Source organism: Acinetobacter sp. AC1-2 (genome assembly GCF_016124155.1).
GTDB classification, from domain to species: domain Bacteria; phylum Pseudomonadota; class Gammaproteobacteria; order Pseudomonadales; family Moraxellaceae; genus Acinetobacter; species Acinetobacter calcoaceticus.
Genome location: NZ_JABFFO010000001.1, coordinates 990,002 through 1,012,129 on the forward strand (window position 1 = coordinate 990,002; position 22,128 = coordinate 1,012,129).

Below are 22,128 nucleotides of genomic sequence, written 5' to 3' on the forward strand. Positions count from 1 at the left end.
TAAGGGATAAAAAGCATATAAAATATTAAGGAAATATTATGAAAATTAAAGTACTAACGGTCTCATTATTATCTATTTTGTCGCTCAATGCATTTGCAGAAAATAAAGTAGAGAAGTCTGTTATTGACTCAAATGCCTCTTACGGTAGTAAGTATAATCTACAAGATGCTGATGAGTTTAAAAATGCTGCAAAAGGTTTTATCGCTAAACCTACTGGTCAAATAAAAAATGAGCAAGGAGATGTAATTTGGGATTTTGATGCATTCAATTTTATTAAAGATCAAGCTCCCGATACTGTAAATCCAAGCCTGTGGAGACAAGCAAAATTAAATAATAATGTTGGTTTGTTTAAGGTTACCGATCGTGTCTGGCAAGTTCGAGGCTTTGATCTGGCAAACATGACCATTATTCAGGGTAATACGGGCTGGATCATTGTTGACACTTTAACATCTAAGGAAACTGCTGAAGCGGCTATTAAATTTGCAAGACAGCATTTAGGTGACCAGAAAATTTCAGCGATTGTTTTTACGCATAGCCATATTGATCATTTTGGTGGTGCTCTCGGCGTTATCTCTGCTGAAGAATTGAAGCAAAGAAACATACCCATTGTTGCTCCTGAAGGATTTATGGAAGAAGCGACTAGTGAGAACATTATGGCAGGACCAGCCATGACTCGCCGAGCAACCTATATGTATGGTACATATTTACCTAAAAATACAGAAGGTTTGGTTGATAATGGTTTAGGTAAAGCGGTAGCAGTCGGACAAATCGGAATTTTAGAACCGAATCAGTTGATTACGCAGAAAGAACAAAAATTGAATATCGATGGTTTAGATTTTGTATTTTATAACGTTCCAAGTTCAGAAGCGCCGTCAGAATTAACTTTTTCCATTCCTTCACTTAAGCTTTATAACGGCGCAGAGATTCTCTCCCATACGCTACATAATCTTTATACTCTAAGAGGTGCTAAAGTACGCGATACCTTAAAATGGGTCGGCTATCTTAACCAAGCTTTAGAGCAAACCCAAAATTCAGAAGTTTTTATTGCCCAACATCATTGGCCAGTTTGGGGTCAACAAAATATTCAAGACTTTATTAAGACACAAAGAGATGTCTATAAATTCATTCATGATCAAACTGTTCGTTATATGAATTCTGGTTTAAATGGTGCTGAAATTGCAGAGAAGATTAAACTGCCACCTGAGTTAGACCAAAAGCTATATGCTCACGGCTATTATGGAACCTTAAAACATAATGCGAAGGCTGTATATCAATACTACATGGGCTGGTTTGATGCCAACCCGTCAAATTTAGACCCATTGCCGCCTAAAGATGCTGCAAAGAAATATATTGAACTGGCAGGTGGAGAGGCGAATGCTTTAAAAAATGCTCAGCAAGCTTATGACAAGGCGGAATACAGATGGGCAGCGGAAGTTCTAAAACATTTAGTATTTAATAACCCAAAGAATTTTCAAGCCAAAGAATTGCTGGCAAAAACTTATCGACAATTAGGATATTCCGCTGAAGCTGCGACTTGGCGCAATTTCTATTTATCGGGTGCACAAGAATTACAAGGCTTTACTCCAGTTAAGAATACCTCGGGTCGTTTAGGCTTACTTATTCATACGCCGACTGAAAGATTTTTTGAAGCGATGGCAACCAATCTGGATGTTGAAAATTTAAAAAATGAAAATCAGTGTATGAACTTAGTGTTGACTGATACACAAGAAAATTTTTCATTACGGATTGAAAACTCGGTCATGCTCTTTGATAAATATGACAGTGATCGTTTACCAACAAACTGCCCAACGTTGAAGTTGACTAAGCTTTTATATTTAAAGTTAATTACCGGTGAAGTAGATGCTTCGAAAGTTTTATTTTCTAAGGACAGCGAAATAAAGGGCAATCCGTTAAAAATTGGCAAGTTCTTTTCTTTATTTAAAAAGTCTAGCAATGGTTTTCCAATTGTGACTCGTCCAGAAAATTGAAAATATCCAAGATAGACCCATAGGAAATTCAAGCTAAAGTATCCTTTAGCAATGATTTCAACCTAGCAGCACTTGATAGAACCTGAAAATCAAGTGCTGTATTTTTAACTTTATATAAACCAAATTATTCGATGTGCTGGTGTAAATTTGGAGGTTCTAACTTCTAGTCTCTTTAAAAAGTGAGTGTTACGTGAGAAGAGTAATTTTAGCCGCTACATTAAGTTTTGCCGTACTAGGTATGCAAGGTTGTCTTTCTTTGCCTAATAAAGTTGATGAAAAACCTGCTGAAAAGAAAAACGAGTATTTTTCAGAAATTGTTAAATTCAAAGGTTTAAGCCAAACGCAAATTTATGATGCTTCTAAAAACTGGCGAAACAATGTTGTGGATTATGTTTCAAGCCGAAAGATTATTCAGGCAGATGACAATAATAAAGTACTGACAATTAAAGGACATGCAGGGCTAAAATTTGATAATTGTATGGACTGTCTAAGCAGAAATATGATTAAGGTAGCGGATGATTCCTTTAATTATATTCTAAAAATAGAAGTTAAAGATCATCAAGCTAAGCTTACTTTTAGCAATATAGAACCTCGTGACAATCGTAATAATCATTTTTATAAAGATAAAAATGCAGCCATAAAAAATCAATTAAAGAACATTGTGGAAAGTTATAAATTTCATATCTTACATCCGAATGCTCAACCTGTAGGTGCAAGTCCAATGTAGTTTTCTTACATTGGCTTATAAAAAATAAAATATAGTTAAAAAGTCAGATAGGCCTATGAGAGATAAATGTCTAACGAAAATAGGCATTTATCTTTGTTAAGTAGGTGATGTATATCTCTTTAATATAAAAAAAATAAATATTGCATATAAATATCTTGAATAAATGTTAATTTCCTGTATGCTTAACTTAACTAGAAAAAAGACTTGTAGTAAATCTTCTTTAAGTATCGCAGTTTTAGTCATAATCCTTCGTTTTTTTCAGATCTTAAGCTCAATTCGTTATTATTTTTTCAAAGTTATATTTGTCATTTAAAATGACTCAAATTATTAAAATCAAAGGATATATTATGTCTAATACAAGTAATGGTACAGTAAAGTGGTTTAACGAAACTAAAGGTTTTGGTTTTATTCAACAAGAATCTGGTCCAGATGTGTTTGCCCATTTTAAAGAAATTGCTTCTTCTGGCTTCAAAACTTTATATGAAGGTCAGCAAGTAACATTTAATATCGCTCAAGGCCAAAAAGGTCCAAGTGCTGTGAATATTATTCCACAGTAATAAGCGACAAAAAAAAGCCCTGAATCATCAGGGCTTTTTTTATTTATTGTGAATCAACTTTTACCTGACGATGAATTAATCTTAATTCTAAATTTTCCAAGCCAACGACCTGATCATTTGAATCAACCAGCTTTAATTTAAGTAAATCATTCGTATTTTTGTGGAAAACTTTAACCACATCTTTATCAGCTTCAATAAAGTTACTGCCAGATTCAAGCATTGCAAGTAATACAATATTTAAGCTTCTACCTTTTGGCGTGAGTAAATACTCTTTGCGCTCTCTAACGCCGATTTCCTTATAAATAGATAATTCAAATATTTCTAATTGAATAAGATGTTTTAGTCGATTAGATAAAATTTGCTTTGATATGCCTGTATTTTCTAAAAATTCATTAAATTTAGTTACCCCATAAAAAGCTTCTCTTAATAAGAGGATGGTCCACGTGTCATTCAATATTTCAGCAATTTGAAAAATCCCGCACACATCTGCCGAGAATTTATTATTTGGAATAATTTGATTTGACATTCAGTGGGGCTCCAATTAGCATGAGTCTACAATTTAGACCTAGGGTTAATTCAGGTAGCATTATGCCATTTATAAATATACAAACAATAGAAGGCTTACTAGATAAAGAAAGTAAGGCTGAGCTTTTTAAACGAATAGCAGATTTATTTGTAGAGATTGAAGGAAAGGGAAATGCTGCTTTTCGGGAGCATGTCTGGATACGAATTGATGAGTATCCTCCTGAACAGTGGCAATTAGGCCACTTACGACCAACAAAAGAGATGATTGAAATAATATCTAAAGCTAACTAATTAACTTTATAGTTATTTTTCCAAAGCAGTATTAAAAAATCATAAGTAAAAATTTTTTGAGCTGTGCATCTTTTTAGAAAGGTGCACAGCTCATAGCTTTAATAACAATGTGAGCGTAGTTATTTATCTGAAAAGCATTATGATTTTTATTTCTTATTTATTTGAAGAAACTTCGATCACAATTTTCCCAAACGCGCCTCTAGAAAGATGGTTAAAGGCTTCAATAGCTTCTTCAAATTTATATACATGCTCAATAACCGGTTTAATTTGATGTTCATTTAGAAACTTGTTCATACGTTCAAATGAAACTCTTGGTGCTACGGCTATTCCTCGAAGTTTGGTTTGACGGAAAATGAGTGGCATTAAATTTAATTGGGTGCTTTGTCCAGTTAGAAAGCCAACTTGGGCCACAGTGCCAGCTACTTTTGTGGCTGCAATAGATTGATTAAGACCATTACCGCCTGCAACTTCAATTGTTACATCGACACCTTTACCATCAGTTAATTCTAGTACTCGCTCATCCCAATTTGGATGAGTTTTATAATTGATTCCTTCATCTGCACCCAAAGCTCGAACTTTTTCTAAATTTATATCATTGCTTGATGTAGCGATAACTCTCGCTCCATAGGCATGAGCTAATTGGATTGCAAAAATAGATACCCCACCAGTCCCTTGTACAAGAACATTTTGTTCTGGCTTAAGGTTACCTATATCCATGAGTGAATACCAAGCTGTTAATGCAGCAATAGGTAATGTAGATGCTTCAGCATCAGACATATTATCTGGAGCTTTTACTGCACTTTCTTCATGCAAGATCATATATTCAGCAAGACCACCTGGTAATGGCATACCTAAACAGTATTCCGGTTCATTGGGTCCAGGTTCTTCATCAATCCAGCGAGAATAGAGAGTAGTATTGACTCGATCACCTAATTTAAAACGCGTTACTCCTTCACCTACAGCCACGACTGTACCTGCTGCATCGGATACGGGAATTAAAGGTTTTGGAACCATATGGGGTTCATAAAAACCTTCAACAATCGCTTTATCTCGATAGTTTAAAGAAACCGCTCCAACTTTAATGAGGAGTTCACCAGCTTTTGGAGTTGGGGTTTCCACTTCCTCTAATTTTAAATTATTTAAACCAAAATCTTTTAGTAACCATGCTTTCATCATCTTTTCCTCTTAAAAGAACTTGATAACTTTCTTACTTAGCTATCATTTGAACTCATCTTAATTCAAGAAAATAATTTTATTAATATGATAAAATTCTAGTCATTGTGGAATAAAATTCCTTAATAGGTGATTTATGGATAGTAAGTTTTCAGGAATACTTGAGTTTGTTACAGCTGTAGAGCAGGGAAGTTTTACTGGTGCAGCAGAAATACTTGGAATTACCGGATCTGCGGTAGGAAAAAGTATTAATAAATTAGAAAAAAGATTGGGTGTCCAACTTCTTCACCGCACAACCAGACGCATTTTTTTAACTCCCGAAGGGGAAGCATGGCTTGTTAGTTGTCGTCGTATTTTGGAAGAATTAGATCAAATAGAAACATTACTTTCGACAGAAAATTCATACCCTACAGGGCGTATAAGAGTTGATCTTCCTACGACTTTTGGCCGTCGATATATTTTTCCGATTTTATTAGATTTAGCTCAGCAATATCCTCAGTTAGATTTATCTGTAACCTTTCAAGACAGGGCTGTAGACATGATTAGTGAGGGGGTAGATCTCGTTGTCAGAATAGGTGACTTAGAAGATTCTACTGACTTAATTGCAAAATCACTTGGACACCAAACGCTTTTAATTTGCGCCTCGCCAGCCTACTTAGAAAAGAATGGTTATCCCTCCAATAAAGAGGATTTAAAACATCACAATTGTCTAATCGGTTGGAGAAGAAATTATAAAGGGCAATGGTTTTTAAAAAATGCGCTAGGGGAAATGGAAGAGTTTGAAATTAATTATAGACATGAAATTCCAGATGGTGATGCTTTACTAAGCGCATGCACTTCCGGTCTTGGTATTGCACAACTACCAAGTTGGTTAGCTTTTGATGCATTAAGAGCTGGAAAGTTAATTTCTATTCTTCCAGAGGTATCTGGTGTAGAAATACCAATTCATGTGCTATGGCAAAAAAGATGGCATTTACAACCCAAAATAAGAGTCGTAGTTGATGAAATAACAAAGTTCACGCATAACAAACCTGAATTATTTTTAGGGTAATTCAGGTTATAAAAAATTAATCTGCTAAATGCTTGTCTATTTTTATACGCTCTTTATATCCACCGACGGCGGAACGCCAAAAAAGCGTTTATATTCTCTAGAAAATTGCGACAAACTTTCATAGCCTACTTGCATGCTTGTAGATGAAATATCACATTCTTCAGTGATTAATAAACGCCGTGCTTCGGTCAGTCTCATTCTTTTTTGATATTGTAAGGGGCTCATTGAAGTAATATCACGAAAATGTTGATGAAAACTTGAAGCGCTCATCCCCATTGTGCTCGCAAGTTCTTCAATGCTAAATGATTTTGCAAAATTTGTTTTCAACCATTCAATGGCTTTCACAATTCGATGACCTGTAGTTCCTGCCGCTACAATTCGTTTAAGTCGGTCACCTTGTGGACTCATTAATAAACGATAAAAAATTTCCTTAATAATAAGAGGAGACAAGATGGGTATGTCTTGTGGTGTGTCTAGTAGTTTTAATAACCGTATAAAAGCATCATTCAGTTCCGAATTTACGACTCCAACAGCCATTCCTTTTTTTTCAGTATTGGTATCTTTAAAAGGAATATGGGCTTCAAGCATGATTTGGGCAAGCACATAGGGGTCTAGTCGTAGCACTATTGAAAGATAGGGTTGTTCAACTGAAGCCTCAAGAACTTGAGCAATCACAGGCAGGTCAATTGCAGTAAAAAGGAAATGATTTGAATCATAGGTGTAAGCTTCTTCGCTAAGAATCACCTGTTTTTTCCCTTGAGCAATCATACATAGACTGGCATCCATCATACTGCTCGTTGGTTGTGTCAGTGTTTCAGCACGAAATAAAGTCAGTCCTATAATAGGCGTTTCGAATGTACCTTTTTCACGGGTCCATTGATCGATAAGTTGAGCCAGTGTTTCATTATTGCCTAGAGACATATTCGTCATTCAGATTTCACCTATTGTCATCTGTGTTTTTATTGTAGGCATTTCAAATAAGAAAAATAGAGAGAATTGCAACAATTCGGAGGATTAGGCAAATCTGTGAGAGGAATAGAACAACACCTTACAGCTTTCATTTTTATACTGATGAACATGGCAAAAAAGTCGATTGATTAAAGCCTGTTGATTCACCGTTTCCACAACGTATTCACGGCTTTTCAAAATCTATAGCCATCAATGAATGTTCAACGAACAAATCGTCTTTATTTAAACATTAAACATGAGAGAAAAAATATGACAATTGAAGTTTTAGGTTATGCTGCGCTGTCATCAGAAACTCCTTTAGTTCCGTTTAAGTTTGAACGTAGAACTCCACGTGAAGATGATGTTGTCATTCAAATCGAATATTGTGGTGTTTGCCATTCCGATTTACATCAAGCTAAAAACGATTGGGGATTCAGTGCTTATCCGTTAGTACCGGGTCATGAAATTGTAGGTCGTGTCACCTCAATCGGTGCCAAAGTCACGAAATATAAGGTCGGTGATTTAGTAGGTATTGGCTGTATGGTCGATTCATGCCGTACTTGTTCTGCTTGTCATTCAGGGCTAGAGCAGTATTGTGAAGAAGGTAATATCCAAACTTATGGCGCTGTAGATCGTCATGACCAACGACCAACCTATGGTGGATATTCTCAAACAATTACTTGTAGTGAAGATTTTGTATTAAAAGTACCTGAAAATCTGGATGCCCAAGCTGTACCGCCGTTACTTTGTGCGGGGATTACGACATGGTCACCACTTCGCCATTGGAATATTGGGAAGGGCAGTAAAGTTGCAGTCGTTGGTTTAGGTGGCTTGGGACATATGGCAATTAAACTTGCAAATGCTCTAGGTGCGGAAGTGACATTATTTACCCGCTCAGCCAACAAAGAACAAGATGCAAAACAACTCGGTGCGCATCATGTTGTGCTATCAACCGATGAAACCCAAATGCAGTCAGTCACAAATCAGTTTGATTTAATTATTGATACTGTACCTTATAACCATGACTTGAAGCCTTATATTCCAACTTTAGCTTTAAATGGAACAATTGTGCTGGTTGGATATTTGGGTGAAATTAGCGCAAATTCAGTACCTATGATTTTGGGTAGAAAATCAATTGCCGGCTCGGTGATTGGCGGGATTAAGGAAACACAAGAGTTACTTGATTTCTGTGGTGAGCATAATATCGTTTCTGAGGTCGAGATGATTGATATGCAAAACATTAATGAAGCTTTTGAGCGTATGTTAAAGAGTGATGTGAAGTATCGTTTTGTGATTGATATGAAAACTTTATCTGATCATTAATTTGGTTTGATCTGGGCTGTGCATTCTGCCTTAGGGTGCACAGCTCAAAAAACTCTCTAAACAAGACAATATTATTAAGCCAATATTTAAGGTTTTCCTTAATTATGTAATTTAATGAAAAACAATAATTATTTAAATATTTTCTAGCCAATATCACATTGACACCTTAAATATTGAAGATTACCATTTGCATACTGGCCTACATTGCCAGTCGGTTGTCGCAGACCGCATGTAATACCGCATCAGAATTATTCCATCTGAGGGATAGTTTTGTGTGTAAGCTCCTAGTCTCCTCCCGTAGCGGTAGGACGGGAGAGGGACACCCTCGGGTGTGCTTGTGTATTACCAAGTCTGCGAACCCTCTTTCGTTCTGCCACCATAATTTATAATGTTTTGGCAGAACTCCCAATAAAAAGGAGTTGGCTTTGCACATTCATCATTTCTTGGCAACCATTGCCAAAGTCTATATCGACACAACTTAAACTTTTTAAAAAGGCTTGATCGCCGTTAGGTTTTTCAGGCTTAAAGTCATTTTTACTTAAAACTTAATCAACAATAAAACTTGAGATGTGCCAAGCACAGTCTTTGTGGCTTTGCTATGCCTTTTTTTTCAGTTATTAGAAAAGTAGCGATGCTATATCTCATTTATATACAACAAGAATTTATTTTAAAACGGTAAAACTATGCCACATTCAGATCTCCCATTTCGTGCTTTAAGCGTATTACATACCTCTAGGCACCTTTTTAATAACTATGGCTTTCATAAAGTCGGGGTAGACCGAATTATTGAAGCAGCAAAGATGCCGAAAGCCACGTTTTATAACTACTTTCACTCAAAAGAACGCCTCATTGAAATGAGCTTAACCTTTCAAAAAGATGGATTAAAAGAAGAGGTGCTTTCAATCATCTACGTTCAGAAAGACTTAACCGTAATTGAAAAACTTCGCAAAATTTACTTTTTACATGCAGATTTAGAAGGGCTTTATCATTTGCCATTTAAGGCCATTTTTGAAATTGCAAAAACACATCCCAAGGCTTATCAGGTTGTAGTTAACTATCGAAACTGGTTAATCAATGAAATTTATAATTTGCTTTCAACGGTAAAAAGTATGGCCTCAAAACCCGATGCGCACATGTTTTTGTTTGTGATTGATGGGGCGATGGTTCAACTTTTAGATTCAAATAGTGTGGATGACAGGGAAAGGTTGCTAGATTATTTTTTGGTGCAGATTGCGTAATTCTTTGATTATATTGCTGTAGTGATATTGCTCTTTTCTTGATCGAGTGCGGGTTCAAATAAAAAATGCTAATGATTTGAATGAAATTATGTTATTTTCCGACCTACATTGATGAGAATAAGTTTTCATGTATCGGTTTGGGACCATAATTGGCTTGCTAGCAATATTGCTACAGAACTTTGTGTTCTGGCAAAGCCTATTACCCAATGAAATGCATCAGCAAGCGGTATGTGAGCAAATTGTAGAAGTGATGAATCATTCAAAAATGAGCTCGGAACTACATTCTTCTCATCATCTTAAAAACGATTCAAATAAAAAGCTTCTAGATAAAAGCACTCACCACGACTCAAGCACAGGTTGTCATTTTTGTTATTTGTATAGCCATATCGCTACAATTGATGGCTTCAAATTATCTCTGTTTGAAATTGGAGTGACGGTTCGCTTAATTATATTGGCAACCCTCACTTATATATTATTTTATTTACGCCGTTTATTTCTCTCGCCCCAAGGCCGTGCTCCACCTCAACAACTTTGTTTTGCTTAATTGGTTAATGGGTACAGATAAGTCCCTCATTTATTACTAAACAGAGTTTGTCATGTCTAAATTTTTACTCAATCCACTGGCGTGGAGTATTTTATTTGCTCAATTTTCGATGTCGGCAATGGCACAAAGCCAACCTAATGGTCAGACGACTGAATTAGAGAAAATAACAATTAAGGCTGAAGATGTTGCCGAGACTTCTTTTTCTTCAACAGCGTTAACTCAATTTGACCATAGCTTATTGAGCGTTCCATTTACCAAGTCCCATGTGTCGGAACAAGATATTAAGAACAATAATATTCAGCGGGTGAGTGATGCATTATCACGAGTGAATGGCGTGGTTTATCAGGATAGTTATGGTGGAGGTTTTTGGGATAACTACTCATTTCGTGGCTTTAGCACCGACCCCAATATGGGAACCAACTATTTACGTAATGGTCTGAGTTCTTTAAGTGGCATCCATACTCCAAGAGACATGGTCAATATCCAAGCAATTGATTTCTTAAAAGGCCCAATGGCTGCCATGTATGGACAGGGTGCTATTGGTGGCATTATGAACATTACAACTAAACAGCCCGAGTGGACGCAAAAAAATGAGGTGAGCTTAAGTGGCAGTACCTTAGAAGAATATCGGGCTTCTCTAGACAGTACAGGTGCATTAAGCGATGCCGTGGCTTATAGACTTGGGCTGGCTTATGAAAATAACCAGAGTTTTAGAGATCAGGTCGATAGTCAGCATTACTTTGTTGCTCCACAGCTTGCATGGAAAATATCGGATCAAACGCAGCTCAATCTCGACACCGAGTTTTCCGAACACCAAGGTGTTTTTGATCGTGGTGTACCGATGGTTAATGGACAGTTTATTGTCAACAAAAAGACCTTTTTAGGCGAACCATCGGATGGTGACATTAAGGTTAAAGATCAGATGTATCAGTTACGTTTGAATCATCAATTCAATGAAAACTGGAATAACACGACCGCTCTTAGCTATAACCATGGGGAGCGGGCAGGAACCTCAACTGAAATTTCAAGCATTGCCGCAGATGGACAAACCGCAAATCGTTTTAGACGTTACCGTCAATTTGAAACAGATACATTTCAGCTTCAGTCGATTCTGCGCGGGAAGTTTAATACAGGAGTGGTAAAGCACGAACTCGTTGCAAATGTCGAGGCTGGACACTACACCATAGATCAAATTCAACTGCGTAATGCCGTGGGTACATCAAGCCCGATTAATATTTACAATCCAGTCTATGGTCAAAATATTTTAGCGCTAACTAGAACAACAAAAAATACGAAAGAAACCCAAAATATGTTGGGAGTGAATTTACAAGATCAGATCTTTTTAAATCCTGAATGGAATGTACTGATTGGGGGACGTTTTAATCGTCTGGAACAACAAATTGATGACTATAAAACAGGACTTTCAGATCAACAGGACTTTACGCCGTTTAGTCCACGCGTGGGTGTGAACTACCAGCCTACGACAAAACTTTCCTTCTATAGCAACTGGGGTAAATCTTTCGAGTTAAATACGGGACTCAATAAAGACAATCAACTTTATGACCCAGAAAAAACACAAAGTTGGGAAATTGGAGCCAAATACGAATATCTACCGCAAAGCTGGTTTGGACTGACCTATTTTGATTTAGATAAACAACATCTATTGACTGAGGGCATTACCGATACTTATGTAGATAGTGGTCGTGTACAGAGCCATGGTGTAGAAGTCGAGTTAAAACATCAATTCAATGATCATCTTCGCGTGGGAGCTAATTATACTTTTACAAAGGCATCGGTCATTGAAAGCGAAGTTGATACAAAAGGTGCTCGTCTTAAAAACATTCCCAAGCACACCGCAAATTTAAATGCGGACTACCAGTTTGAACTATTGGGAAGAGAAGCAGGTTTGGTAGGAACGATCAACTATTTTGGTAAGCGGAGTGCGAATTACATAGATAATGGAACCAGTTTGCCAGAATTTACGGTGGTGAACGTTGGAGGCTATGTACAAGTTCGTCCTGATCTGCGGGCACAATTGAACGTTGATAACGTGTTCGATAAGGATTATTACGTTTCGAGTTATACCGATGAATGGGTACAACCCGGAGAGCCATTGAAGGCTACTTTATCTTTGACTTGGAACTTTTAATTAAAAAAGGAGTTAGGCAAAGTTTGAGCCTAACTCCTAACTAAAATAAAGATTTATGGTTTGGAAGGGATGTATTTACGTATTGCAAAGATGAATAGCGTAAATAAAATACTAAAACCAAAAACAGGTAAGCTTAGCCCTAATACAATGCTCGCCAACATGAGCCACAATTTTTGCTGGCCAGTTGCACGCTTCCAAATAAATAAGCTTTGACCAACAAAGTGAGTGGTCATGAGTTTTAAATTTGAGTTTTTAAACGCAGCCTTATATGCATAAATAATCATGATACAAAGCGTAAGCGCATAAAGTGCGAGAACCAACTGATTTATCCAACCAAATAACATACCAATATGAGCATCGACTCCCCAACGAGTGAGTTTTGCCACCAGTGAGTAGTCTTTAAAAGCAATTTGATCGATGACTTTATGTTGTTCCATATCAATTGCGATGCTATCTGCTTGAGTTGGCCATTTACGCTGAATCTCGGCCACAGTCCAAGCTTGATTTCCACTCGTGGGTGGTTTGATTTGTATTTGTGCCGCCTCAATGCCATGTGCTCTGGCTATTGAAAGAGCGGTATCGTACTCACCTGACACAATATTTAAATTAAGATTTTCACTGTGTGGCATCTCGTGATGTTCATGATGCATCACTGTAGGTAAATTATCTGTCTGAAGAGAAGTTGCTAATGTTGGGGTTTGCCAGTTGAGCCATTGGCGAGCAACCCGAATATTATCTCCAGCCCACTCGGACCATGTAAGACCAGTAATTGCAATGAATAATAAGAGCGGAAATAAAATTAAACCAAGCGTGCTATGCCATCTCAATAATTTATTTTTTTGTGTTTGCCTGATTTTTAGATTTTGACGACGTTTCCACCAATTATACAGTCCAGTTAAAGTCAAAATGGCTAACCAACTTGCTGCCAGTTCACTATAAAAACGCCCCCATTTTCCTAATAATAAATTGCTATGTAACTGGTCGAGCGTAGTTCGAAATGGCAGAACCCCACTGGTACCATAAACTGCTAGATGGCCTTTGGCTTTAAGTGTAAAAGGATCAATAAAAACGGCTTCACTTGTAAAATGATGGATCGGGTCTGAGAAAATGACACGAGTTGTTTGATCAGTGCTTGGGGCTGGTCTAACTTCAATTACCTGTGCAGACTTGGGCATTACTTGCTTTGCGGCTTCAATTTGCTGACTGAGCTTATATTGCGCTTGGTTCAATGGCTCAACGTATAGAACATCTTTATAAATTGCTTGTTCAAGTTGAGGTGTAATTGCATAGAGTAAGCCGGTGAATGCAGCGACCAATATAAATGGTGCAATGAAAATACCAGCATAAATATGAATTAAACGATAAAGACTACGCCAGAAGGATGAATGGGTCAGCATCAGAAGATAATGTCTATCAGGTGTTGGGCGGATTATAACGACTTATTTCTCTTAATGTTGATTGAGCTGTAACTGCTATTAAATTATTTAATTAGCTCTTATGTAGATAAATTGGCCTAACAATTAAGCAGTTTTTATTGCTTGGTAAATTTTATGCCTTTTTTTAATTACTATTTAAGACCTTATTTGATAACTCTACAACTTATAATTCAAACTGTTTTGCTTCTTTATTAGTATTGAAAAAAACCGCTTATATTAAAATAAGCGGTTTTATTAGAATAAAGTTTTATTGCAGTCCAAAACTAGTGATGGCCTTGTGAAACGCCACCATTTCCATCAGGAAGACTAATTCGAATATTTTGCATCATGCCTTGATCTTCATGATCTAAAATATGGCAGTGCAATACAAAGTCACCGATGTAGCGTTGGTACTTGGTTCTCACAACGACTTTATAACTGGCTCCTTGTGCGTTTTTAACCCAGATTGTATCTTTCCATGTACCTTTTAGCCCACGATATTGTGGGTCAGGAGCAGCCGTTTTGTCATAGTCATCCACGGCGTTTATATCGCTTACATCTTTACCGTTAGGGTCATATACTGCCACCACTTGAAATGGGTTTACATGAATATGAAAAGGGTGGCTGGCTAATTTAGAGGTGAGTATCCATTCATCGGTTTTACCCAACTCGAGCGTACGGTCAATTCGGTCTGGTTTGTATGGTTTTCCATCCACCTGAAACTGAGTTGGATTAGCCTTAGTATCAATATTAAATTCTAAAAATTGTCTATTCGATGTTGCTGGTAGGTCCTGATGAGGAACAAAGTGGCTGAGCTTTAGATTTTGTTCTAAATCTTGAAGCACTGCGGGACGCATATCTGGGGCAATATTTCGGTATGCATTATTGCTTAAAGCCGTTGTTAAAGACTGCGTTGCAGAGCTGGCTTTATTGACTTGAACTATACCGAGTAAGTGTTTCTGTGAAAATGTACGATCCACGTTAGCAGAAGCAGAAGCCGCTTCATCAATTAAACAATAACGACCTTCTTGTGGGAATTGAATTAATGCATCGTAACGATAACCTGGTTGAAAAACGGTTACTGTTTTGTCCATAACTTGTTTGAGGGTTAGACCGTCGGCTGCGATGATGTGTTGACTCACAATAGGTCCTGTACAGCTTTCACTTAATAATTTCTTTTCACCCATTGGTGTCAAATTGAGTTTGGATGGAATATTTTGCATTTGACGAACGCTCAGGTTGATACTGTCGCGGACACCTGCATGTACCATTCGCCAACGCTCAACTTGTCCTGCAACCGCTTGAGTGATGAAGGGTTGAACTTCTCCATTGATGCTCGTATATCGTCCTGATTTTCCCCAATCGCCAGGGCCAAAACCTTGATAATCTCTAATTTCACCAATTTGATTGTTTTGGCAAATATAGTTGCCATTTTGATCGGTTTCGATTTTTCCGTTAGCATCGTAGCAAGCATATTGGATTTGCTGAAAAACCAGAGTTCTTTCTTTGAAACCATAGGTGAGTAAATCTAAATCACCTGACTTATTTGGGGTAGGCTGGCGATATCCGCGAATAATTAACGCACCCGCCATGCCACTTGCAACTTGAATAGCAGTTGAACCATGTCGATGAGGATGGTACCAAAACGTTCCGGCTGGATGATCGGGTGGAATGTTGTATTCATATTGGAAATTAACACCCGGATTAATTGAAACTAAAACGTTATCACTATTTCCTGCTGGATTTATCCATAAACCGTGAGTGTGCATGTTGGTGCCATCAAAACAATGAGGTTTATTCACATCAAAATGGTCGCCAGTACAACTTGGGTCTTTAGGAAATTTTTTGTGAGTAATCGGGTCTATATCAAGTTGGTTATCTAAATTTGCCCGTACGGTTTCTCCGGGAAATACTTCAATTGTCGGAGCAATATAAGGCGTATTGGGCTGCGTATTTGTACCTTGGTAACTACGTAAAAGGACTTCGTCATAACGATTTGTCGCTGGGTTCCAAAGTCTGTTCCTCGTTTTTTTAACTTCCCAAGTAAACAATGCTTCGTTTGAAGATTGCATTTGCGGTGCATTTGTTAATGACTTTGTAGGATTCGGTGCAGCAAGTAATTCGACATGATTACGTGCAACAGCCATATCGGGTGGATCTTCTAATACACGTTCAGCAGAATCATTTGCTGATGCAGACCAACTAAGCAAAGTTAGAGGCGTGCATAATATTAAATGAGCTATTTTCATAATGAATATAGGCCTGAAAAAATCAGGCCTCTCCCTTAATTATTATTTTGAAGTTTCTAAGCGAACCTGAGAAATACTGAGTCCTTGAGAGCTTACTTTTTCTTTCACTTGATCAAGCGTTAAATCAGTAGCAACAAACTGAACTTCTAAGTCTTCAGCAGGCATGCCTAATTGCTTAACCTGATCACTAACTTGATAAACCAATTGACCAATATGACCTGGGTGCCCGCCGTGGTCATGATCTAACACACCGAAGTAGTTAATTGTGGCAACATAAATTTTTTGGTCAGGTTTATTTTTAGAAGATAGATAAATCTTATAGGTTAGATTTGGATTACCAATCATTTGGACATTATCTAATATTAAATAGGTTTGTCCCGATGAGAGCGTTGTTTGAGTAAGTTGACTAGAGTTTTCTAAGAAACTTGCAGTTTGAGGGGCTAAGGCTACTTTTTGTGTTACACCCATAAGTTTAATGGTTTTATTGCTGCTCACTGGTTTATGATTCATTTTAAATAGGTTTGCTTTTTCAGCACCTTTACTACTCATGACAGGTGCTTGAACTTTACAAGCATTTTCATTGGTATATCGAACTGGAATTTTACCAGGGGTGAATACATCAGCAATGGTCATGGTGACTTTGTTGCCGTTTTCATCTGCAAAAGTGTATCGGGTGTCATACCAACTATCTGGCATACCTAAATTTTTCTTCGCCCATTCAAGCGTAATCGGTTGCCCATTCGCTTTTTTATTTAGCCAGCATTGCCACAAGCGGTCTATATTGGCATGGTGCATATAAAATACGGGGTCTAAGCCTGCAATAGGTACAAAGCCCATATCAGGCAATACACAGTTTTTACCTACAGCACAGTGCATTACACCATGAGGTTGAGACTGTAACTGGTTAGAGAAGTCTGTGAAGTTATCCCATTTAAATGCTTGAGCAGCGCTGGCATTATCTGGATCTATGGCGCTGATATTTGTATTTAAACCCGGGGTACGGAACTGATCATATAAGGTACCAGCCTGTTTTCCGCGGACCAATTTAGGCAGTGCTAAGCCTTGACCATTAGCAGCTTTTTCTTCGTAATAGTCCCAATAAGGAAGGGAGTAATTTTGCCCCACATATTTACGTACTGTTCGCTCATAAAAATAAAGCATCATACGGTGCCACGGTAAGAAATTTAGATTGCCATGTTGGCATGTACCCCAAACTTCATCGGTAAAGCCATCATTTGGCACTGTTGAATTTTGAATATGTTTATAGTAACTGTCACATACTGCTTTACTATATATCTGTAAGCACTGTGGCATACGGTATTGATTAACATAATAATCTTTGTCTGTTGCATGTGTACCTGTACCAAAATAACCATGCGTATTGGCCCAGTAATTAAAGCTTGTACGAAACTCCGGTGATAAGGGGGGAGCATTATTATTTGCTCGCATTTTTTCCAAACCTTTTTGTAATGCACTTACTTTGGCTGGATCTTTTGCAAACTCCGTCGCACTCATTCGTAGTGAGTCAGCATGAGTTGTTAAGCTCATGCTAAATAATAGAGTGCCTAAAATATAATACTTTCTCTTCATGATTTTAAATCCTTGTCATGTTTAATGTTCTTATATTTGATTATTTGTAATGTATGAATTTACCCTTAGGTTGGGTAATTCTTAATCATTAATCTAGCATATAAAATAGTTATTATTAAAGGTTTATGTTTAATATTAATAATGATGAAAGTTAATTTTAAATCCTGTAATTTTTTAGAAAAACTTAATTGTTTAATGTGTTGTTTCTCATTGGTATTTAAAATGTTTTTAAAATAAAATTAATTATATTTTTGTGTAATGTGTTTTGTTTTTTAAATTTTATGGTTATGCAGTCTCATTATTTTTCTGATTAAATTTAAATATTGAAAAGTAAGTGATTTCAGTTGAATGGTTTAAAGCAAATTCTAAATATTTTGGAAATGACTATTCATTTTTCGAGTTTTAAAAATCACAATCACATGATTATTAAGTTTATTTTGTAATTCTGGCATTTTTATTGCTTAATTACTCTTATCTTCAGCACAACACTTGATTTGAATGCCGTATTACTTATGCTTCAAATATTCTTGATCACTTATGGTGTGTTTTTCACATGAAAAATGCACCAAATAGACGCATTTTTTTATTTTGCACTGTATTTGTGCGTTGGGTGCTGTAATGAAATTTTTGGTTTCAATACTCACTTTACTCATTCTATGTGGATGCTCTTCATCTGAACAAAGTAGAAAAACTCAAGAAAACTTAAAGCCCCATTCGATATGTGTGTTTGATAGTACAAATACAAAAGTCTGTGTAGATAAACCAGCACAAAGAATTGTTTCTTTGTTTGAGTCAGGTTTAGATGGCCTCTACATGTTAGGGCAAGGCCATAAAGTGATTGGTATACCAGCTGAAGTATACATCCAACCATTATTATTTAATGCCTATTCAAAAATCGATCAACGTATTGCTAATAAACAGCTTGCTACACCTTCGCAAGGTGCAAATGCCACCAATACTGAAAGTCTGGTGCTGTTAAAACCAGATTTGGTGATTGTGGGGAGCGGACAAACCCAAACAATTGAACTGTTAAGGCAGTTTGGCATTGCTGTATATGTGATGGAGTCAGGTACTTACCAGCAAGTGAAAGAAGAGCTATCTGAAATCGCTGTGCTTAGTGGTGCCCAAAAGCGTGCTCAAGAAATTTTAAGTTTTTCTGATGAAATTGTGTCGGAAGTCGCAGCTAAAACTGCACGTCAGTCAAATAAACAATCGATTTATTATGCATGGTCAGGTGGACGAATTTTTTCTACCTCTGGTCGCAAGTCTATTACTAATGACTTTATTGAGCTGGCGGGTGCTTACAACATTGTTCAGACCAATGCCAATCAACCTAATGTAAACCCCGAGACTTTAATTGAATCGAACCCAGACAATATCGTGCTTTGGAATACCAACCCAAAACTGATTTATGAACGAAAAGAATTACAAGGCTTAAGCGCTGTACAAAACCGAAAGGTTTTTAATTTGAGTCCCGCATTTATATATAACCCCCATACCATCAAAATCATTATTACGGCGATTTATTTGAATCACAGTATTTATCCTGAACAGTCCGATTTACCTGTAAGTGCTCTACAACAGCGTATTTTAACCAAGTTGTATGGTGAGCACCTTGCAAAAGCGTTGGTGCAATGAATATAGAAAAACTGAAATATTATTGGTTTTACCCGTTACCCGTGGTAATGATTTTTATCTCGCTGCTCATTGGGCCAACTCAGACCTTGAGTGCATGGGACTATTTGCGGTGGGGGGTGCAAGCGGTCTTCGGTACACCATATTTTGATGCTGAACAATTTAGACTGATGCAAAATATTCTTGTGAATGTCAGACTGCCTAGAATTTTACTGACCTTTATGGTGGGGGCTGCATTAGCAACCGCGGGTAATGGCTTGCAGGCATTGTTTCGTAATCCCTTAGTCGATTCTTATGTACTCGGTATTTCATCTGGTGCGGCATTCGGTGCAGCTTTGGCACTTTCTTTAAGTTGGCTCTCACCCAATCTATCCGCTTTTATTTTTGGTGTGTGCGCCGTTGCCTTAACGTATTTATTTGCTCATCAAAAACATGAAAGCCAGACGTCTTTAGTGATGGTTATTTTATCGGGCATGATTGTTTCTGGGCTTTTTTTGGCAGGGCTTACAGTTATTCAATACTTAAGTGATCCATTTAAGCTGCAAGCTATTGTGCAATGGACGATGGGCAACTTACATCAGGCTTCTTGGCAAAAGGTTCAATACGCCGTGCTACCGATTTGTATTGGGCTTGCTGGATTATTTGCTATGCGTTGGCGCTTAAACTTAATGGCACTTGGTGCTGAAGAGGCGCAGGCTGTGGGTGTTAACCCACGCTGGGAACAGCTGGTTTTAATTATTCTGGTGACCGTTTGTACTTCAACTTCAGTTGCTGCGGCAGGCATTATTAGTCTATATGGGCTGTTTATGCCGCATATTGTGAGAATGTTGGTTGGGCCAGATCACCGCTACAGTATTCCTGCCAATATGGTGTTGGGTGGTAGTTTTCTACTGATGATTGATAACTTTTCTCGGGTTTTACTTACTTTTGAAATACCGATTGGTATTTTTACCATGTTACTTGGTGCGCCATTTTTCTTATTATTAATGAAAACACAGAGGACTCATTGGGCATGATTCAAATTGATCAGTTAAATTATGCCTATGGGCACAAACAGGTACTTAAAAATATTCATCTGGAGTTTCCTGAAAATCAGTTTTCAGTCATTTTAGGGCGTAATGGCTGCGGGAAATCGACACTTTTTAAGTTGATGGCTGGCTTAGAACCCGTAAAAGATGGATTGATTCGTTACTCAGGAAAGCCATTATCGGACTTTAAAGGTAAAGATCGGGCTGCATTACTCGGTTTTTTACCGCAGTTTCATAAAACCGTATTTCCATTTTTGGTTAAAGATGTGGTGATTACGGGACGTGCTGCTTTTAGCAGATATAGACCTTCAAAATCAGATTGGGAACGTGTTGACCAAGCTTTGCTTGATTTAGACATTGAGCATTTACGTGACCGTCCTTATACCGAACTATCAGGTGGTGAAAGGCAATTGGTCATGATTGCGCGTATTTTAGTGCAAGCACCCAAAGTCATTTTGCTCGATGAGCCAACCAACCATCTCGATGTTTATTACCAGTCTTATTTAATGAAAAAATTGCGTCAGTTGTCGCGGCAAAATTTTACGGTGATTGCGATTATGCATGATCCCAACTTGGCTTTTTTATTTGCAGATCATTTGTTTTTTATGCGCCAACATGAGGTGGTTAAGCCTGAGTCTAAAACACGAATCACCGATCCTAAGTTTTTAAAAAGTGTCTATGATGTTGAGTTCCATGAAGCCATGATTCAAGACAAAACCATTGTTATCCCTGACCATTCTTGGCTGTAAAAAATATGACACTTCACTATCAGCTAGCCGACAAATCAGACTATGCATCTGCGGTAGAGTTTGCACTTTATACTAGACAGCTTTTATTCCCAGAAATCTATCATGGGCAAGTTCCCAAAGATTTAAAAAATTTTGGGCAATATTATGTCAATGATCCATTGGGCCGCTTCATTACGGTAAAAGATAAAAAACGTATTATTGGCACCATTGCATATCGGGCGTATGACCATCGTTTTGATCTAAATTTGCCGTCCAATACGGCTGAAGTCGTTAAGTTATTTGTATTGCCTGAATACCGCCGTAATGGCATCGCAACTCAGCTATGCAACATGTTATTTAGTCATGCAAAAAAGAATGGAATTGCCACTTTGTATTTGCACACTCATCCATTTTTACCTGCGGCTGAAGCGTTTTGGACTCTACAAGGCTTTGAAGTCATTAATCGAGAATGGATCGAGACGTATGACACCATCCACATGAGTAAATCTTTATAGCGTTTCATTCTGAGTATGAAATCTTTTTAGAAAATGGGTAGGTGGATAGCCCATAATTTTACTGAACAAGGATGTTTCATTTTATTAATACAGAAATTGTTCTAGAAAGGACTACTATTTATAGTCTTTTCAGTTTGTATTAAAATCTAATTATTAATAATTCGTGTTTACTGTGTAGAGATTGATAAAAATTTTGATTAATCTTAAAGCTAATCAATCCAATTTTTAATTATTTCTCTACCAATTCTATTATATTTTTCAATTTTTATTTTCTCAAAAAGTCCAGACCTGTAATTGTCAATTTCTTTAATAATTGTGCTATTGGCATTAATTTTTGTATTCGATATTTTAGGATTTCACAGGTCGAAGAATCAATAGGTAGTTTTTCTTTTAATAGATAACGTAAAATTAATACTATTTTGCTTCTAGCCTCTTCATCAAAAGTTTCATAATC

General features: G+C 37.2%; 19 protein-coding genes. 13 read left to right on the forward strand and 6 right to left on the reverse strand.

Annotated elements, in window-relative coordinates; all coding sequences use genetic code 11:
- Positions 1-38 precede the first annotated feature (38 nt).
- From HL290_RS04620 to HL290_RS04630, 3 genes are all read left to right on the forward strand, one after another.
- Positions 39-1,988 carry an alkyl/aryl-sulfatase gene (locus tag HL290_RS04620; protein ID WP_198495740.1) on the forward strand — a complete coding sequence of 650 codons (1,950 nt, stop codon included), beginning with the start codon at positions 39-41 and terminating at the stop codon, positions 1,986-1,988.
- Positions 1,989-2,178: 190 nt separating this feature from the next.
- Positions 2,179-2,715, forward strand: a complete 537-nt coding sequence (locus HL290_RS04625; RefSeq protein ID WP_198495741.1) for a DUF4468 domain-containing protein — start codon at positions 2,179-2,181, stop codon at positions 2,713-2,715.
- 347 nt (positions 2,716-3,062) lie between these two features.
- A complete protein-coding gene (locus HL290_RS04630) occupies positions 3,063-3,272 on the forward strand; it encodes a cold-shock protein (RefSeq protein ID WP_005040451.1) in 210 nt (69 codons plus the stop codon).
- Between the two features lie 43 nt (positions 3,273-3,315).
- Here the strand turns inward: HL290_RS04630 and HL290_RS04635 are convergent, their stop codons facing one another.
- Entirely contained in the window at positions 3,316-3,798 is a 483-nt protein-coding gene (locus HL290_RS04635; RefSeq protein ID WP_198495742.1) for a winged helix-turn-helix transcriptional regulator, read from the reverse strand.
- Between the two features lie 62 nt (positions 3,799-3,860).
- On the opposite strand from HL290_RS04635, the gene HL290_RS04640 reads away from it, so the two are divergent.
- Complete coding sequence (locus HL290_RS04640; protein ID WP_004642882.1) at positions 3,861-4,088, forward strand: tautomerase family protein; 228 nt, start codon at positions 3,861-3,863, stop codon at positions 4,086-4,088.
- Positions 4,089-4,241: 153 nt separating this feature from the next.
- Here HL290_RS04640 and HL290_RS04645 read toward each other — a convergent pair whose 3' ends face one another.
- Positions 4,242-5,264, reverse strand: coding sequence for a zinc-dependent alcohol dehydrogenase family protein (locus tag HL290_RS04645; protein WP_265091536.1), 1,023 nt, complete (start codon positions 5,262-5,264; stop codon positions 4,242-4,244).
- Positions 5,265-5,397: 133 nt separating this feature from the next.
- On the opposite strand from HL290_RS04645, the gene HL290_RS04650 reads away from it, so the two are divergent.
- Positions 5,398-6,312: a LysR family transcriptional regulator gene (locus tag HL290_RS04650; protein WP_198495743.1), complete on the forward strand. Its 915-nt coding sequence runs from the start codon at positions 5,398-5,400 to the stop codon at positions 6,310-6,312.
- 42 nt (positions 6,313-6,354) lie between these two features.
- On the opposite strand, the gene HL290_RS04655 is transcribed toward HL290_RS04650, so the two are convergent.
- Complete coding sequence (locus HL290_RS04655) at positions 6,355-7,242, reverse strand: AraC family transcriptional regulator (RefSeq protein ID WP_198495744.1); 888 nt, start codon at positions 7,240-7,242, stop codon at positions 6,355-6,357.
- 288 nt (positions 7,243-7,530) lie between these two features.
- On the opposite strand from HL290_RS04655, the gene HL290_RS04660 reads away from it, so the two are divergent.
- The 4 genes from HL290_RS04660 (at position 7,531) to HL290_RS04675 (ending at position 12,514) form a co-directional block, all read left to right on the forward strand.
- Positions 7,531-8,583 (forward strand): NAD(P)-dependent alcohol dehydrogenase, encoded by a 1,053-nt coding sequence (locus tag HL290_RS04660; protein ID WP_068556600.1) that lies wholly within the window; start codon positions 7,531-7,533, stop codon positions 8,581-8,583.
- Between the two features lie 683 nt (positions 8,584-9,266).
- Positions 9,267-9,821 carry a TetR/AcrR family transcriptional regulator gene (locus HL290_RS04665; protein ID WP_198495745.1) on the forward strand — a complete coding sequence of 185 codons (555 nt, stop codon included), beginning with the start codon at positions 9,267-9,269 and terminating at the stop codon, positions 9,819-9,821.
- Positions 9,822-9,948: 127 nt separating this feature from the next.
- Positions 9,949-10,365: a DUF2946 domain-containing protein gene (locus tag HL290_RS04670; protein ID WP_198495746.1), complete on the forward strand. Its 417-nt coding sequence runs from the start codon at positions 9,949-9,951 to the stop codon at positions 10,363-10,365.
- A 52-nt stretch (positions 10,366-10,417) separates the two neighbouring features.
- Complete coding sequence (locus HL290_RS04675; RefSeq protein WP_198495747.1) at positions 10,418-12,514, forward strand: TonB-dependent receptor; 2,097 nt, start codon at positions 10,418-10,420, stop codon at positions 12,512-12,514.
- Between the two features lie 53 nt (positions 12,515-12,567).
- On the opposite strand, the gene HL290_RS04680 is transcribed toward HL290_RS04675, so the two are convergent.
- From HL290_RS04680 to HL290_RS04690, 3 genes are all read right to left on the reverse strand, one after another.
- Positions 12,568-13,911: a PepSY-associated TM helix domain-containing protein gene (locus HL290_RS04680; protein ID WP_198495748.1), complete on the reverse strand. Its 1,344-nt coding sequence runs from the start codon at positions 13,909-13,911 to the stop codon at positions 12,568-12,570.
- A 302-nt stretch (positions 13,912-14,213) separates the two neighbouring features.
- A complete protein-coding gene (locus HL290_RS04685) occupies positions 14,214-16,178 on the reverse strand; it encodes a multicopper oxidase family protein (protein WP_198495749.1) in 1,965 nt (654 codons plus the stop codon).
- A gap of 42 nt (positions 16,179-16,220) precedes the next feature.
- Positions 16,221-17,768 (reverse strand): tyrosinase family protein, encoded by a 1,548-nt coding sequence (locus tag HL290_RS04690; protein ID WP_198495750.1) that lies wholly within the window; start codon positions 17,766-17,768, stop codon positions 16,221-16,223.
- 618 nt (positions 17,769-18,386) lie between these two features.
- Here HL290_RS04690 and HL290_RS04695 point away from each other — a divergent pair.
- Genes HL290_RS04695 through HL290_RS04710 form a run of 4 tightly spaced genes read left to right on the forward strand, consistent with a single transcriptional unit; the run spans position 18,387 to position 21,674 of the window.
- Positions 18,387-19,406: an ABC transporter substrate-binding protein gene (locus tag HL290_RS04695; RefSeq protein WP_198495751.1), complete on the forward strand. Its 1,020-nt coding sequence runs from the start codon at positions 18,387-18,389 to the stop codon at positions 19,404-19,406.
- 2 nt (positions 19,407-19,408) lie between these two features.
- Positions 19,409-20,419 (forward strand): FecCD family ABC transporter permease, encoded by a 1,011-nt coding sequence (locus tag HL290_RS04700; protein ID WP_198496386.1) that lies wholly within the window; start codon positions 19,409-19,411, stop codon positions 20,417-20,419.
- On the forward strand, positions 20,416-21,180 hold the full coding sequence (locus HL290_RS04705; protein ID WP_000614440.1) for an ABC transporter ATP-binding protein: 765 nt from the start codon (positions 20,416-20,418) through the stop codon (positions 21,178-21,180). The genes HL290_RS04700 and HL290_RS04705 overlap by 4 nt, the downstream gene beginning before the upstream one ends.
- A 5-nt stretch (positions 21,181-21,185) precedes the next feature.
- Positions 21,186-21,674, forward strand: a complete 489-nt coding sequence (locus HL290_RS04710; RefSeq protein WP_198495752.1) for a GNAT family N-acetyltransferase — start codon at positions 21,186-21,188, stop codon at positions 21,672-21,674.
- The last annotated feature ends 454 nt before the right edge of the window (positions 21,675-22,128 follow it).